Annotated in this window: 14 protein-coding genes and 2 pseudogenes; 6 read left to right on the top strand and 10 right to left on the bottom strand. The window is 62.5% G+C overall.

Annotation, left to right across the window (positions count from 1 at the left end; genetic code table 11):
- Positions 1–134 precede the first annotated feature (134 nt).
- Positions 135–314 (bottom strand): annotated as a pseudogene (locus tag CUC44_RS11515) (AI-2E family transporter YdiK); the annotation flags it as partial.
- A 246-nt stretch (positions 315–560) separates the two neighbouring features.
- On the opposite strand from CUC44_RS11515, the gene CUC44_RS11510 reads away from it, so the two are divergent.
- Positions 561–1,193, top strand: a complete 633-nt coding sequence (locus CUC44_RS11510) for an HNH endonuclease (RefSeq protein ID WP_100860096.1) — start codon at positions 561–563, stop codon at positions 1,191–1,193.
- 201 nt (positions 1,194–1,394) lie between these two features.
- Here CUC44_RS11510 and ydiK read toward each other — a convergent pair whose 3' ends face one another.
- Positions 1,395–2,492: an AI-2E family transporter YdiK gene (gene ydiK / locus CUC44_RS11505; protein WP_167388882.1), complete on the bottom strand. Its 1,098-nt coding sequence runs from the start codon at positions 2,490–2,492 to the stop codon at positions 1,395–1,397.
- A gap of 9 nt (positions 2,493–2,501) precedes the next feature.
- Complete coding sequence (locus tag CUC44_RS11500) at positions 2,502–3,878, bottom strand: bifunctional NUDIX hydrolase/phosphatase PAP2 family protein (RefSeq protein WP_100860094.1); 1,377 nt, start codon at positions 3,876–3,878, stop codon at positions 2,502–2,504.
- Positions 3,879–4,072: 194 nt separating this feature from the next.
- On the opposite strand from CUC44_RS11500, the gene CUC44_RS11495 reads away from it, so the two are divergent.
- Complete coding sequence (locus CUC44_RS11495; protein ID WP_100860093.1) at positions 4,073–4,450, top strand: hypothetical protein; 378 nt, start codon at positions 4,073–4,075, stop codon at positions 4,448–4,450.
- Positions 4,451–4,529: 79 nt separating this feature from the next.
- On the opposite strand, the gene CUC44_RS11490 is transcribed toward CUC44_RS11495, so the two are convergent.
- The gene (locus CUC44_RS11490) at positions 4,530–5,813 is read right to left on the bottom strand and encodes a hypothetical protein (RefSeq protein WP_100860092.1); all 1,284 of its coding nucleotides are present in this window, start codon (positions 5,811–5,813) and stop codon (positions 4,530–4,532) included.
- A 223-nt stretch (positions 5,814–6,036) separates the two neighbouring features.
- Here CUC44_RS11490 and CUC44_RS11485 point away from each other — a divergent pair, with 223 nt between their 5' ends.
- Positions 6,037–6,354 (top strand): YnjH family protein, encoded by a 318-nt coding sequence (locus CUC44_RS11485; protein WP_100860091.1) that lies wholly within the window; start codon positions 6,037–6,039, stop codon positions 6,352–6,354.
- A gap of 303 nt (positions 6,355–6,657) precedes the next feature.
- Here CUC44_RS11485 and CUC44_RS11480 read toward each other — a convergent pair whose 3' ends face one another.
- Positions 6,658–8,103 carry a catalase gene (locus tag CUC44_RS11480; protein ID WP_100860090.1) on the bottom strand — a complete coding sequence of 482 codons (1,446 nt, stop codon included), beginning with the start codon at positions 8,101–8,103 and terminating at the stop codon, positions 6,658–6,660.
- Positions 8,104–8,263: 160 nt separating this feature from the next.
- Here CUC44_RS11480 and CUC44_RS11475 point away from each other — a divergent pair, with 160 nt between their 5' ends.
- Together CUC44_RS11475 and CUC44_RS11470 are read left to right on the top strand one after the other, a co-directional pair.
- On the top strand, positions 8,264–8,755 hold the full coding sequence (locus CUC44_RS11475; protein WP_100860089.1) for a GNAT family N-acetyltransferase: 492 nt from the start codon (positions 8,264–8,266) through the stop codon (positions 8,753–8,755).
- Positions 8,756–8,795: 40 nt separating this feature from the next.
- Positions 8,796–9,671, top strand: coding sequence for an AraC family transcriptional regulator (locus CUC44_RS11470; RefSeq protein ID WP_100860088.1), 876 nt, complete (start codon positions 8,796–8,798; stop codon positions 9,669–9,671).
- Between the two features lie 204 nt (positions 9,672–9,875).
- Here the strand turns inward: CUC44_RS11470 and CUC44_RS21485 are convergent.
- From CUC44_RS21485 to CUC44_RS11455, 3 genes and pseudogenes are all read right to left on the bottom strand, one after another.
- A pseudogene (locus CUC44_RS21485) lies at positions 9,876–9,974 on the bottom strand (EamA family transporter); the annotation flags it as partial.
- Positions 9,975–9,988: 14 nt separating this feature from the next.
- Positions 9,989–10,903 (bottom strand): DMT family transporter, encoded by a 915-nt coding sequence (locus CUC44_RS11460; RefSeq protein WP_100860087.1) that lies wholly within the window; start codon positions 10,901–10,903, stop codon positions 9,989–9,991.
- Between the two features lie 222 nt (positions 10,904–11,125).
- A complete protein-coding gene (locus CUC44_RS11455; RefSeq protein WP_100860086.1) occupies positions 11,126–11,566 on the bottom strand; it encodes a DUF2214 family protein in 441 nt (146 codons plus the stop codon).
- Between the two features lie 166 nt (positions 11,567–11,732).
- Here CUC44_RS11455 and CUC44_RS11450 point away from each other — a divergent pair, with 166 nt between their 5' ends.
- On the top strand, positions 11,733–13,259 hold the full coding sequence (locus tag CUC44_RS11450) for a sensor domain-containing diguanylate cyclase (RefSeq protein WP_100860085.1): 1,527 nt from the start codon (positions 11,733–11,735) through the stop codon (positions 13,257–13,259).
- A gap of 48 nt (positions 13,260–13,307) precedes the next feature.
- Here the strand turns inward: CUC44_RS11450 and CUC44_RS11445 are convergent, their stop codons facing one another.
- Both CUC44_RS11445 and CUC44_RS11440 read right to left on the bottom strand, forming a co-directional pair.
- Positions 13,308–13,967, bottom strand: coding sequence for an HAD family hydrolase (locus CUC44_RS11445; RefSeq protein ID WP_100860084.1), 660 nt, complete (start codon positions 13,965–13,967; stop codon positions 13,308–13,310).
- Positions 13,968–14,018: 51 nt separating this feature from the next.
- Complete coding sequence (locus CUC44_RS11440) at positions 14,019–15,026, bottom strand: ABC transporter ATP-binding protein (protein ID WP_100860083.1); 1,008 nt, start codon at positions 15,024–15,026, stop codon at positions 14,019–14,021.
- Positions 15,027–15,028: the final 2 nt, after the last annotated feature.

Here is a 15,028-nt window from a genome sequence, read left to right as displayed (position 1 = left end):
GCTCGAACCCTGGTTCGGATTTGGCGCAAAGGGTTCGAACTTTGGTTCTAGGCTGACGTGGAATCGTGCCGGGACTCTAGTGCTTACCAATTGATCTTGAAAACAAAACGCCGCCCGAGGGGCGGCGTTTTACATCATGGCAGCGCCTTCTCCTGAGGCGGGGCCACCGCCTTGTCGCTGGCGGGGTGTTCGTCTTCCTTGATCCAGGCATCCAGCAGGGTGTAGCCCACCGCCAGCACCACTGGGCCGATAAAGAGGCCGATGATCCCCATGGCCAGCAGGCCGCCGATGACCCCGACCAGGATCCGTGGCAACCCGGGTAGAGTGGTACTTTCTATTACTACTCCTTGCGTGTATTTTTGCCCAGTGGCAAAAAAATAGAGCCAAAGGGGAATGCTAAGTTAGTGATTTAAGAACCTGTGGTAGGTCATAATATATTTATTTAAAATGAGATTTCTCGTTACGGTTATCAGAAAAGTCCGGTGTGGTATGGAAAGCGCTATTAACGGATTAGTACCGTATCCCACCTATTCACAGTTATGAGTATCAAGGAGTAGTTAATGAGTTGGGCTGATGATTTGGTTCAGGCTTTTGAAAACCTTGGCGGACAAGCTGAGTTGGCTGATATATATGATGAGATTGAGAAAATCCGACCAAACCTAACACCGGCTTGGAAGTCTTCTGTTAGGGAGAGAATTCAAAGGCACTCCTCAGATTCAGCTGCGTACAACGAGAAAAATCCAGACCTTTTTTACTCATTGGAAGGTTTAGGTAATGGTGTTTGGGGGCTACGAAGCAAAGTTGCAAAAACCCCTTTGGCGACAGATCTCAATTCAGGAGAAGAAAATCCGTATGTTTCACAACAGGAGGTTTACCGAATTCTTCGCGATTCAACTTTGGCCAGAAAAATTAAACTGCTTCATTCTCATACCTGTCAAATTTGTAGAACAACAATCGAGCTTCAGAATGGTCAACTATATTCGGAAGCTCATCATGTCATTCCGTTAGGTTCGCCTCACAATGGTCCAGATACCCCGGGAAATATGCTTGTCTTATGCCCAAACTGCCATGTTCTATGTGATTATGGTGGTATTGAACTGAATTCTTCAAAAATAAAAGTGGTGGATGGACATGCAGTCTCAGAAGAAAGCATTCAATACCATAACAGCATAATATTTAACCGTGACTTATAACAAACGCATCAAGTTGTGCCCTGAAAAGCCTGCATTGGAACACCAAAACTTAGCTGCAACTGAAATTCAGCTCTCTCTCCTTTCTTAGCAAGATGCAGTACAGCCAAGATGGATGTTCTTTTCTGCTGTGGCATCCACTGCATCCACCGGCCTGACGCTATCGCCATAAACAAAACGCCGCCCTGGGGGCGGCGTTTTACATCATGGCATCGCTTTGTCCTGAGGCGGGGCCACCGCCTTGTCGCTGGCGGGGTGTTCGTCTTCCTTGATCCAGGCATCCAGCAGGGTGTAACCCACCGCCAGCACCACGGGGCCGATGAAGAGGCCGATGATCCCCATGGCCAGCAGGCCGCCGATGACCCCGACCAGGATCAGGATCAGCGGCAAGTCGGCGCCGCGCTTGATGAGGAAGGGGCGCAGGAAGTTGTCCATGGTGCCCGCCAGCAGGGACCAGACCAGCAGGAAGGTGCCCCAGGTGGTGTCGCCGCTCCAGTAGAGGTAGCCGACGCTCGCGATCAGCACCGGGAAGGGGCCAATCTGGGCGACGATCAGCAGGAACATCAGCACCACCAGGATCATGGTGTAGGGAATGCCGGCGATCAGCAGGCCGAGACCCGCCACAGAGGACTGCACCAGGGCGGTGACCACCACCCCCATGGCGACGGCGCGGATCGCCTGTGAAGCGAGCACTGTGGCGTTGTCACCACGTTGTCCCGCCAGCCGGTGGGCGAAGCGGCGAATGCCGTCGGCGGCCTTCTCCCCGGAGTGGTAGAGCAGGCCGCAGATGGCCACGGTCAGCATGAAGTGGACGAACAGCAGGCCGAGGTTGCCCGCCTGGGCCGCCAGCCAGCGGGCGGTCTGGCCGAAATAGGGGGCCAGCTTGGCAAACAGCACCTGACCGCCGCTCGCCAGGATCTGCTGCCAGAACTCATACAACTTGTCACCGACTAGCGGGACCTGCTGCAGCCAGAGCAGCTCGGGGGGCGGCGAGTGGCTGATCTGGGTGCCGAGCTCGATCAGCATGGGGGCCTTCTCCGCCACGTTGGCCAGCGCCATGAACAGGGGAATGACAAACATCAGCAGCAAGATGCTGCTCATCAGCAGGGCCGCCAGGGTGCGCTTGCCCCACAGCAGGCGCTGGGCCATCTGCATCAGCGGCCAGGTGGCGATGGTGATCATGGTGGCCCACACCAGGGCGGGCAGGAAGGGGCGCAGCACCATGAAGCACGAGACGATGAGCAGGCTGAGGAACAGCACCCCCAGGGTTACCTTGGCCAAATCTACTTTTTTCATAGCTATCGCATTCCCTTATTGAGGGGTTGGGCCCCGGGGCGTGGAGCCGGGGTTGATGAAACGCAGTGACCACCAGAGGCCGGCACTCAGCCAGAGCCCCAGACCACAGAGGAGCAAGCCCTGTCCTATCAGGATCAGCAGGGAGCTGCTGGTGAGCTGCGGCAGGGCGAGCAACAGGCCGCCGATACCCAGGCTGACCGACAGGGCCTGCAGGGCGGCGCCTATGGGGGGCACAGGGTGTCGTTCGAGTGGGAACAGAGTACCCGATACCAGGCCAAGGGTGAACATGGCCAGCGCCCCCAGGGCGCTGGATTGAGTGAGCCAGGCTCCCACCAGGCTGACGAGGATCAGGGCCGCCCAGGGGAGACGCCTGTCTGCCAGAGCGAAGATAGGTTTGCGCAGGGCCAGCACCAGGGCGCCGAGCCCCAGGCCCACCACCACATCCGAGATGAAGTGCACCCCGAGCCAGACCCGGGCCAGCCCGGCCAGACCTGCCAGCAGCAGGGCGAGCGTGATCCCTTGCCAGGCCCTGATCCCGGGCAGCGAGCAGAGCAGCAGGCCCCAGCACAGCAGGGCGGAGGCGGTGTGACCGCTCGGCATGCCAAAGCCCTGTGCGCTTTGCCCCGCGAGTCTGGGGTCCAGGTGGAAGGGTCTTGGCCAACCCAACCCCTCCTTGGCGAGCTGCACCAGCAGGGTGAGCAGCACCATGGCAAACAGCATCCGGTATAGTTTTCGCCAACCGAGTAGCGGCAAGAGCAGCAGGGCCAGCCCCAGCTGGACGGGAGCCGTGCCGAGCAGGTTGCCGGCCAGGGGCCAGAGGGCGTCTGGGCCTATCCGGCCTTGCAGGCGCTGGATCAGCGGCAACTCGGCCCTGTGCAATGGGCTGGCGCCCTCGCTGAAATCGGCCTGCCACTGCACCTGACTCTCGGGTACCTCTGCGATCCTGGGGGCCAGCCAGTCGAGCTGCGCCGGGAAGCGACGCTCCCCATCTGGTAGCAGGGTTGGTTCGATCAGCCTGGCATTGAGAATTTCGCCGCCGAGATTGGGGGCCTGCAATATGGAAACAAAGCCCGAGTCTTGCTGGGCCTGAATGGGGGTCAGGGTCTGGCAGGCGAACAGCTTGGCCCGCTGCCAGCGCCCCAGCTCCGCCGTGATCCGGCCGCGCAGCCCTGTCTCCTCATGGAGTTCCCGCAGGGCCGCCTGCTCGGCGGTTTCGCCCGCGTCTATGTAACCGCCGCTCAGGCTGTAGCGGCCGGAGATCCTGTCTTGCACCAGCAGCAGTTGTTGCTGGTGGCGGATCACGCAGGCGGCCGCGCTGGGGGCCGTTTGCTCTGCCTGGACGGTGAGCAGTGGCGACAGCAACAGAAACAGGAAAAAGAGGGCGCGGATCATGACGGGTCCATGGGGCTGATGAGTGGGGCAAGGGTCACAGAAATCAGATACTTGGGCAATGAATTCCTGATGAAATACCGGCCGAAGCGGCAGGATTCGGGTCCAAACCGAGCCGCAAGGATTGCCGTCGGCCGAGGCAGTCCCTAGTATTGGCGGCTATTGTTCCTTTCATGTAACTCATCTTGGGGCTTTCCATGAGACAGATTGGTTTTTTCTTGGGGATAGGCATTGGCGTCATCCTGATACTCTTTGGCAGCATCGTCATCTTCCAGGCCTTGCCCGCCGCACTGGATGTGCTGGAGATGCCGAGCCGCATTCCCTTCGTGCGTGAGGTGTACACCTGGCTGATGACCAGTGCCAGCGGCCTCACCAACCAACTGGAGCAGAACTTCCTGGAGGCCTTCCAGACCGTCCTCAAGCTGATACTGCTCATTACCTTCATGTGGGTCTGCGTCAAGCTGGTCAACATGGGGGTGCTGATCATCCGGGCCGGGGTCGACCTTATCCGCACCGCCATCGAGCACAGCGAAGACAAGCTCGCCAAGCCGTCCGAGCAGGATCGTCACCTTTAAGGTTTCACTGCCTGATCGCAGATAAACAACAGGCCACCCTAGGGTGGCCTGTTTGCATGGTGAAAAATGCTACCAGGAATTAGTTAAGCAGTTTCTCCAGCTCGGCCTCGGCATCCGCCCTGGCCTGGTCCCCTTGTCCGGCGGCCTTGGCTTCCAGCTTGGCCGCATCTGCCTTCACAGTTGCTTCCGCACTGCTCACCGCCTGCTTGGCGCTGTCGGTCACGGCCTTGGTCGCCTGCTGCTGGGTGCTGACGGCGGCGCTGCTCGCGGCCTGCTTGGCCGAATTGGCCACTGCCTGGGTCGCTTGCTGCTGCAGTGTGGTTGCAGTCCCGCTCACCGCCTGTTTGGCGCTGTCGGTGACGGCCTTGGTCGCCTGTTGCTGAGTACTGGCGACGCTGCTCACGGTTTGCTTGGCGGTGTCGCTAACGACCTTGCTCGCCTGTTGCTGGGTGCTGATGGCGGCGCTGCTCACCGCCTGTTTGGCGCTGTCGCTAACGGCCTTGGTCGCCTGTTGCTGAGTGCTGACGGCGGCGCTGTTCACTGCTTGCTTGGCGCTGTCGGTGACGGCCTTGCTCGCCTGTTGCTGAGTGCTGACGGCGGCGCTGCTCACGGCTTGCTTGGCGCTGTCGGTAACGGCCTTGGTTGCCTGCTGCTGGGTGCTGGCAGCCGCATCGTTCACTGCCCGCTTGGCAGAATCCGTCACCGCCTGGTTGGCCTGCTGCAGGGTGCCGGTAACGCTCTTGTTCACCTGTTGTGTCGCGGCGCCTGTGGCGCTGCCGACCGCTTGCTTGGCGGAGCCCGTGATGGCCTGGGTCGCGCTCTGCTGCATGGCGCCCATCATATTGCCGAGCAGGGAGCCGCCGGATCCCGTCATGGCCTTGCCGACCCCGTTGAGGGCGGTGGCGGTCGGGTTGCCTGCTTGCCAGTTCTGCATGGTGCTCGGCCAGCTCGGGGTGGCCGCGGTCAGGTTCTCACCGAACACCTGGGTGGCTCCGTCGCTCTTTTGCAGCATGACGGAGAGCTGGTTGGTGTCGGCGTTCCACACCATGCCCGCCTGTTTGGCGATGTCCGGCACCGGCGCATAGCGAGAGACCACGTAGAACAGAGGCCCCTCCTGTTGCAGCTCGTTGGCGGTCTTGAGCAACTGCATGGTGCTGTCGTAGTTGGGGCCCAGCATGGCGGTCATGCGGTCCTTAATGAGGGGCTGCTCGAACAGGTTCGCCTCGTTCGGATCGAAACCGACCAGGGGCTTGAGCAGGGCCCACATCAGCTGGCTGGTGGGGCTCATCAGCAGCAGGGGGGCAACGCAGGCGGACAACATCAGACTCAGGCAGGCAGCCTTGAGCAACGGCATGATACGCATCGACAACATATCCAAGTAATTATTTGATTAATAAGGGTATCTGTTACCATTCCCCGGCAACATCACCTGAACTGGGCCGCCCCTTCACGGCTGGAAGCGGCGGGCGCAGGCAGGCTATCATATTGCCCCCGGAATGCCAGATGCGCCGACAGATATTGGTCAAGTCGGCGACAACCATGGTCGCCTGTCATGAACAGGCTCTTCACCTCACAGGTCGTTCGTCATGATTAAATTCGGTCTTTGTCTGTTTGCCGTGGGCACCGTTGCCAGCGCGATGGCGGCGCCGGGCCAGACGCCGCTCAGCCACTCGGTGGGCACGGATCTGGTGCTGCCGCTCGGATCCTTGCCGGAGCGGGTCTGCTGGTATCAGGATCAGAAGTTCTCCCTCGGTGCCCGCATCCAGCAGGGTGACGTCTGGCTGGAGTGCGGCCCGCAAAATGCGCAGGAGAGCAACGGTCCCCTGGCCTGGCGTGAGCCTCAGCTGTATCAGCCTGCCGCCGAAGGGAGCAGCAATAGAGAGACGATCAGCGTGGGTCAGTGAGCCTTTTCTTGATCCAGCTACAGACATGAGAGTGATCTCTATCGCATAATGCGGCACTTTCTTCTCTCGGCTGGGATCTAAGCAAATGGCTCGTCGCTCTTCCAATATGCAACGTCGTCGCAGTAGCTGGTGGTACAAACGCCTGTTGGTACGGGAACGGGCAGAGCGCGAAGCGCGTTCCGTTCGGGATTGATACTGAATTGATAGAATTGAAAAACGGAGCCTCAGGGCTCCGTTTTTATATGTGGTTTAGAGCGAAAAAAGGAGGCCGATTGGCCTCCTTTTTTATTGGTCGTCAGATGGTTAGCGCTGCAGGGCGGCCAGTGCCAGCTCGACCCGTTTGGCGTATTCCGGATCTGCCTGCTCGAAGTGCCTGAGCTGGGTCTGGACGATGGCGTCGTCCTCCACGTTGACCAGGGATCGCGCCAGGTTGGCGGCGAGGCGCGAGCGCTGCCCCTCGTCCATGATGCGGAACAGGTTGCCAGGCTGGCTGTAGTAGTCGTCATCATAGTCGCGGAAGTTGTAGTGCAGGGCGGCCCCTTCCAGGCTCAGGGCCGGTTCGTGCTGCTCGCTCGGGGTCTGGGTGCCGAAGCGGTTCGGCTGGTAGTTCGGGCTGGCGCCGCCATTGCTGTCCCCTCGCATGGCGCCGTCGCGGTGGGCGCCGCTGAACGGGCAGCGGGGGGCGTTGACCGGCAGCAGACCGTGGTTGACCCCGAGGCGATAGCGCTGGGTGTCACCGTAGGAGAAGAGCCGTCCCTGCAGCATGCGATCCGGCGAGAAGCCGATGCCGGGCACCACGTTGGCCGGGGTGAAGGCGGCCTGCTCCACATGGGCGAAGTAGTTGTCCGGGTTCTTGTTGAGCTCCAGCACTCCCAGCGGGATCAGCGGGTAATCCTTGTGGGGCCACACCTTGGTGAGATCGAAGGGGTGGATCTCATAGGTATGGGCCTCGGCCTCCGGCATGATCTGCACATGGACCTTCCAGCGCGGGAAGTCGCCCCGCTCGATGGCGTTGAACAGATCGGCCTGGCTGGTTTCCCTGTCCTGACCGACGGCGGCGGCGGCCTCTTCATCTGTGTAGAAGCTGTGGCCCTGCTCGGTCTTGAAGTGGAACTTGACCCAGAAGCGCTCGTTGGCGGCGTTGATGAAGCTGAAGGTGTGGCTGCCGTAGCCGTTCATCTCCCGCAGGCTTTTCGGGATGCCGCGGTCGCTGAACAGGGTGGTGATCTGGTGCAGGGATTCCGGGTGGCGGGACCAGAAGTCCCAGGCGGCGGTGGCGCTGCGCAGGTTGGTGCGGGGATCCCGCTTCTGGGTGTGGATGAAGTCCGGGAACTTGAGCGGATCGCGGATGAAGAAGACGGGGGTGTTGTTGCCCACCAGATCCCAGTTGCCCTGCTCCGTGTAGAACTTAAGGGCGAAGCCGCGCACGTCGCGCTCCGCATCGGCGGCCCCCTTCTCACCGGCGACGGTGGAGAAGCGCAGGAACACAGGAGTCTGCTTGCCGACGGCGTTGAACAAGTCCGCCTTGCTGAACAGGCTGATGTCGTGGGTCACGGTGAAGGTGCCGTAGGCGCCCGAGCCCTTGGCGTGCACCACCCGCTCCGGGATGCGCTCGCGGTCGAAGTGGGCGAGTTTTTCCATCAACCAGATGTCTTGCATCAGTACCGGGCCACGGGGGCCGGCGGTCAGGCTGTTGTTGTTGTCGACGACGGGGGCGCCATTGGCGCTGTGCAGGGTCTTGTCGGTCATGGGGCATCTCCTTGTGATGATGGAGGCACGATACGGCAAGGGGCGCGAGCGGGGCCAATCGGTCATGCCTAAGTGTTTGATAGATGGCCCTAATGGAGTTGGCGATGGATGCAAAGGGCGCTATGTTGGACGAAGGTTCACGCACAGGGGAAGAGAGGAAATGGTTGAAATCAGGATCCGTCAGACGGAGGCCGGCGATGCCCAGGGGCTGCGGGATCTCTATGCCATGCCCAGAGCCCAGGCGGGCACCCTGCAGATGCCCTATCCGACCCTGGCCATGTGGCAGCAGCGGTTGGCGGAGGGCGGCGGCTACGGCCTGGTGGCCATAGTGGACGAGCTGCTGGTGGGGGATCTCAGACTCTGGCTGGAGGCCAACCCGCGGCGCCGCCATGTGGGCTCTTTTGGCATGGGAGTACGCGACGACTGGGCCGGCCGCGGCGTGGGCTCGGCCCTGCTGGGGGCGGCGGTGGATCTGGCGGACAACTGGCTCAACCTGCAGCGGCTCGAGCTGACGGTCTACAGCGACAACGCCCCCGCCATCGCGCTCTATCGCAAGCATGGCTTCGTGGAGGAGGGATGCTCCCCCGCCTACGCGTTTCGCGAGGGGCGCTTCGTCGATGCCCTGCATATGGGGCGGGTCCGCCTGCCGTGAGCGTCAGTGAGAGCGAGATTGCCATAAGAGTGAGCCTGCCATGATCGACTACCGTGCCCGCCTGCGGCCCGCCATCCGGGCCCTGGAGCTGGATCCCGAGCTGAGCCTGAACGAGGTGGCGGCCCTGGCCTGCCTCTCCTGCTACCACTTCCACCGGGTGTTCACCGCGGTGACCGGCGAAGCCCCCGGTGAGATGCAGCGCAGGCTGCGGCTGGAGCGGGCCTGCGCGGCGCTGCGTTACGGCAAGGCGCCGGTCACCAGCGTGGCGCTAGCGGCCGGTTTTGCCAGCTCCCAGGCCTTTGCCAAGGCGTTTCGCAAGCAGTTTGCCATGACCCCGGGGGAGGTGCGCCGTCACCCGGAACGGCTGCCAAACAGCAAGGCTGGACACCAGGAGAGCAAGGATGGACACGCCTTCTCTTCGAACGAGGGGCATGATGAGGGGGTGTCAAACGAGAGGAGTTTCAGGATGAAAACCGAACAGATGAGTGGCCGTACCCTGGCCTATATTCGCGTCACCGGCCCCTATGGGGAGGGCTATGATCCCGTCTGCCAGCGGCTCTATCAGTGGGCGGCGGCGCGGGGGCTGGCGGAGGGGGAGTGGATCTTCATCTACCACGACAACCCTGAGGTGACGGCGCCGGCCCAGTGCCGCACCGATATCGGGGTGACGGTACCTGCGGGCACGGCGGTCTCGGGGGAGGTGGAATCCCAGCTCATCCCTACCGGCCGCTATGCCCAGTCCCGCTATGTGATCACGGACCGAAGCCAGTACGGGCCCCTGTGGCAGGAGCATGTCGGCGAAATCGTGGCGGCCGGGCTGGCCTTCGGCGACGGCCCCTGCTTCGAGCTCTATCACAGCTCCAGCAATGATCCGCTGCGCGACGATGTGAGCTTCTGCTCCAGCGTCAAGGCTTGATAGCCAGAGCGACTGCTTCCAGACTAAAAAGCAGTGGATATGCGAGATAAGACCAAGAGGAGCCAGTGATGGCTCCTCTTTGCATCTGGGCTCGTGGCGGGTTTTTCACATCCGCAAGAGATCTCGGCGGGTGGTCTATCAAGGGCGTTCGGTGCTGGCCGTTGATCATGCCACGCTCACATCAGAACGTGGCCCATGGGGCAGTCACGACTGGCTTGGCACCTTGTCCCGGCGGGACTTCCACCACCATCGCAGGCGAATTTGAGAGATCAGCATGCCTGCCAGCATCAGGGGGCAGCCGACCGATAATGACACGCTCATCGAGATTGGCTTGGTACCTTGTCCCGGCGGGACTTCCACCACCATCTCAGACGAATTTGCGAGATCAGCATCCCTGCCAGCATCAGGCTGCAGCCGACGATGGCGCGCTCATCCAGGGATTCGCCGAGCAGCAGCACGCCACCGATGGCGGCAAACACCGTCTCCAGGCTGAGGATGATGGCGGCGTGGGCCGGATGGGCGCCGCGCTGGCCCACCACCTGCAGGGTGTAGCCGATGCCGACCGACACCAGGCCGGCGTAGAGCAGGGCCTGCCAGCCCGCCACGGCGGCGCCCAGGGTCGGGGTCTCGATGACGAAGGCGGTGGCGAGGCTCAGCAGGCCGCACACCAGGAACTGGACGCCGGCGAGGCGAATGGGGGCGACCCGGTTGGAGTAGTGATCCAGCACCAGCAGGTGGATGGCCCAGAACAGGGCGCCTATCACCTGCAGCAGATCCCCGTAGCCTATGGTGAAGTCGTCGGTCACGCTGAGGTAGTAGAGCCCCGCCATGGCGATGAGGGCGCCGACCCAGGTGTTGACCCCCGTCTTGTGGCGCAGCAAGAGGCCGATGACCGGCACCAGGATGATGTAGAGGCCGGTGATGAAGCCCGCCTTGGCGGCCGTGGTGTAGAGCAGCCCCACCTGTTGCAGGGAGGCGGCGCTGAACAGCACTGTGCCGGCGAGCAAGCCGCCGATGAGCAGCAGCCTGCGCTCGCCGGAGGGCGGCTCGGATGGCGCGCTGGGCTGGCGCGACTTGAGCCACCACAACAGGGGCAGCAGGGAGAGGGCACCGAGCAGGAAGCGCAGGCCGTTGAAGGTGAAGGGCCCCATGTGGTCCATCCCCAGGCGCTGGGCGACGAAGCCCAGTCCCCAGATGGCGGCGGCCATCAATAACATCATGTTCGAACGCATACGAATTCATCCCTGAAGCAGCAATCACGGGAGCACTCCTCGGCTCCTGTCACCACGATACCCGTGTGCGGGGGGCTTTGTCGCCCGCCTTTTGCGATGTCGAACGGGTGCAGGGGCCGGATGTTCGTCACTGGTCAGCCTGGCGGGTGGAGTGGCTGGTGCGGGAGCCGAAGGATAGGGGGCAGATCCGGCCTCCCCCGCATGGCGGGCGGGGGTGATCAGTCAGTCGTTGGCGAGCTTGGCCAGCAGGGGAATGAGGGCGAGCAGCAGCAGGTTGCCGCGCAGGATCCAGACCACCCAGAACTGCTGCTGGATGGAGACCATGGGGGCGCGCCCCTGGCGCAGGGAGCGGCGCCAGTGGTGGAACAGCCGGCTGGGGTAGCCAAAGCTGATGGCCATGGCGAAGAACAGCAGCAGCTTGATGCGATAGCCGGGATTGGCGAGCACCACCCTGGGCTCGAGGGGGTGGGCCAGCAGTTGCAGCACGCCGGTGATGAAGATGAGCAGCAGGGCCAGGGCCACCAGGCTGTCGGCGATCAGCAGCTTGCGCACCTGCTCGATGGACATGCCCCGCCGGAACAGGAAATACTCGGATGTGACGGCCCCGGTCAGGGTGATCACGGCGCAATAATGGAGCGCCATCAGCAGATCCGGGTTCAACATCTGAGCCTGTTCCTTCCCATTGAGCTCATCGCAAGCTTCCTCTTGGTGCCATCTGGCCGGGCTGATATTCTGACATTAGATCACATCGGACGGTAGCTGGGGGCCTGGATTGGCCAAGCGTGACAAGGGAATTGTAACCACGCAAAATTGGTCTCTGGTTGCTCGGATGCGACTGGGGCTGGTGCTGCTTTTCCTGCCGGTGCTGATGTTGGGCAGTATCTACTATCTGCACATGGAACGCAGCCTGCAAATCGACTTGCAGCAGCGCCTGCTCGCCACCAATCAGCAGTTGCAACACACCTTCATCGAACCCTATCTCGACGAGCTGGAACGACAGTTCAACCTGATCTACGACCGGGCCCTGGTCGAGGATTTCAGCGGCGCCGGGCTGCGACACCCGGAGCGCTATCTGCAGGAGTGGACCCTCTACAAGGGGGTCATGGCCGATCTCGACTCCGCCTATGTGGGCACCGCCAGGGGGGATTTCCTCATCTACCCCAGACCCGAGGTGCCCGCAGACTACGATCCCAGAACGCGTCCCTGGTATCAGCTGGCCAGCCAGCAGGCGGGCAAGCTGGTGTGGACTGAACCCTATCAGGGCTATGGCGAGCTCCATGACAAGCTGATGATCTCCCTGGCGCGCGCCCTGACCGATCAAGCGGGCAAGGTGCAGGCGGTGCTGGCCATCGACGTGGTGCTTGCCCCCTTCTCCGCCCAGTTGAACAAGCAGCCGGAGGCGGGCTACCAGATGATCATCAATCGCTCCGGCAAGGTGCTCGCCGACCCGGATCCGGGTCGCCTGCTCAAGGCCATGTCCCATCCCCAGTGGCTCTCTCGCTTCAGCAAGGATGAAGGTGTCTTCCTGGATACCGACGCCCAGCAGTTCGTGGCCTATCGTCGGCTGCCCCACTGGAACTGGGTGCTGATCAGCGTGCAACCGGCGGCCAGCTTCCAGGCCGTGGTGGCTCGCGCCTCCTTCAACGTGCTGGGGGTGGTGATGCTGGCCTGCGTGCTCTACGCGCTGCTGGCGCTGTTCTGGGTCCGTTACTTCAGGCGCATGCTGGATGAGATCTCCGCCATGATCCGCGCCAGCCGGCTGCCACCTGATGACGTGCCCCAGGGGGGCATGCGCGAGCTCAGACATGTCTATGCCGAGCTCGCCGAGGTGAGCAAGGATTATCACGAGGTGCGCCAGCTGGCCAACATGGACAAGCTGACCGGCCTCTACAACCGGCGCTTCTTCGACGAGCGGCTGCAGCACATGCTGCTGGAGCAGCAACCCTTCTGCCTGGCCATGCTGGATCTGGACAACTTCAAGCGGGTCAACGACACCTATGGCCACCACACGGGGGACGTGGTGCTCAAGCGGGTGTCGGCGCTGGGCAACCAGCTGCTGGGGGATCACGGCTGGGTCTGCCGCTACGGCGGCGAGGAGCTGGTGGCCCTGTTGGTCAACCCGGACTCCTCTTTCTGCCTGATGCTGCTCGAGCAGTTCAGGATGGGGGTGGCCTCCCTGGACTGGCGCGAGCCGGATCTGAGGCTGACCTTCAGCGGCGGCCTGGTGGCGAACACGCCCGGGCTGGATGCCAGGACCCTGCTGGAGATAGTGGATGCGGAGGTGTATCGCGCCAAGCGCGATGGTAAGAACCGCATCTACCTCGGCAGCGTGCCAGAACCGGTCGAGGCCAAATAGCCCGGCCAGCCTGACAAAAAAGAAGAGACCCCCGGGTCTCTTCTGCCATCAGACGGCGAGTTGCCAGTGCAGGATTGGCCAGTGCAGCTCTTCGGCCACCTGACGCAGGCCGGGAGCCGGGTTGACCGCATGGGGATGGGCCACCGCCCGCAGCAGCGGCAGATCGTTGTGGGAGTCGCTGTAGCCGTGGCTCTCCTGCCAGACTCCTGGGTGCCCCGCAAACAGCTGGTTGATGCGCGCCACCTTGCCCTCTCTGAAGCTCAAGGTGCCCCGGGTCTGGCCGGTCAGCATGCCTTGTTCCTCATCCAGCAGGATGGCGACACAGTGATCCATCCCCAGCATGCGGGCCATGGGGGCCACCAGATGCTCGCCGGAGGCGGAGATCAGCACCAGCACGTCCCCCCTTTGTCTATGCCACTCGATGCGGGCCAATCCCTCCGGGTAGAGGCGATCCCTCAGCACCCCCTCGGCGAAGTGCTGGCACTGCTGATCGAGCCAGGTTCGGCTCTTGCCCGCCAGGGGCTGCAGGGTGAAGGCCATGTACTGGTGCATGTCCATCTTGCCCTGATGGTAGAGGGACATCATGGCCTGCTCTTCGGCCACCATGGTGGCGGGCGCCAGCTCCTGGGCCACCATGTGTTCCAGCCAGAGGCTGGCGGAGTCCCCGGCGATCAGGGTCTCGTCCAAATCAAACAGTGCCAGTCTCATGTCAGCTCCTTGTGGCGGCCTGGGTGAAAAAGAACTATGGGATTCATGAGGCTATGCTACCTCACAGAACTGATCCCGGGCTACCGCCAGGGTCACTGTGGTGCCCACCGCCAGCAGATCCCGAGCCGAGCGGTTGAGTACGTCCACCGTCAGCAGTCCCGCCTCGCATTCGACCCGATAGCGGATGACGTTGCCGAGCAGTTGTTGCTGGCGAATGATGCCGGGCAGGTTGGGATCCTGGCACTCGCTGCCCGCCGGCAGCAGGCTGATGGCTTCGGGGCGCAGGGCCAGCTGGCCGTGGAAGCGCGGGCCGAGCAGTGACTTGGCCTGCTCGGGTGCCAGCAGGTTGTAGTGGCCGATGAAGCCCGCCACGAAGGCGCTGGCGGGCTGGGTGTAGATCTGCTCCGGGCTGCCGCTTTGCACTATCCGCCCCTTGTCCATCAGGAACACCCGATCCGACAGGGTTAGCGCCTCCTCCTGATCGTGGGTGACGAACAGTGTGGTCAGCTCGAGCCGCTGCTGAATTTCGCGGATCTGCTGGCGCAGGCTGCGGCGGATGCGGGCATCCAGCGCCGACAAGGGCTCGTCCAGCAAGAGGATGCGCGGCCGCACCACCAAGGCGCGGGCCAGGGCGACCCGCTGGCGCTGACCGCCGGAGAGCTCGCTCGGATAGCGCTTCGCGAAGTCCGCGAGCTCCACCAGTGCGAGGGCCTCCTGCACGCTGCTGGCCAGCTCCCGCCCCGGCTGGGGTTTCATTTTCAGGCCGAAGGCCACGTTGTCCCACACCGTCATGTTCGGGAACAGGGCATAGCTCTGGAACACCATGCCGATGCCGCGCTGCTGGGGGGCCTGCCAGGTAATGTCTTCACCGGCGACCCGGATCTGGCCGCCGTCGACCTGGGTCAGCCCGGCCAGGGCCCGCAGCAGGGTGGACTTGCCGCAGCCTGAGGGGCCGAGCAGGGTCACCAGCTCCCCCTTGCGGATGCCAAATTCGATCCCCTCGAACACCCGGGTCTCGCCGTAGGACTTGTGCAACTGATTGACTTCTAGATGAAACATCT

It is taken from the genome of Aeromonas lusitana, from assembly GCF_002812985.1.
GTDB classification, from domain to species: Bacteria; Pseudomonadota; Gammaproteobacteria; order Enterobacterales; family Aeromonadaceae; genus Aeromonas; species Aeromonas lusitana.
The sequence above is the reverse complement of the archived record's forward strand: the minus strand, read 5'-3'. Positions and strand labels throughout refer to the sequence as shown.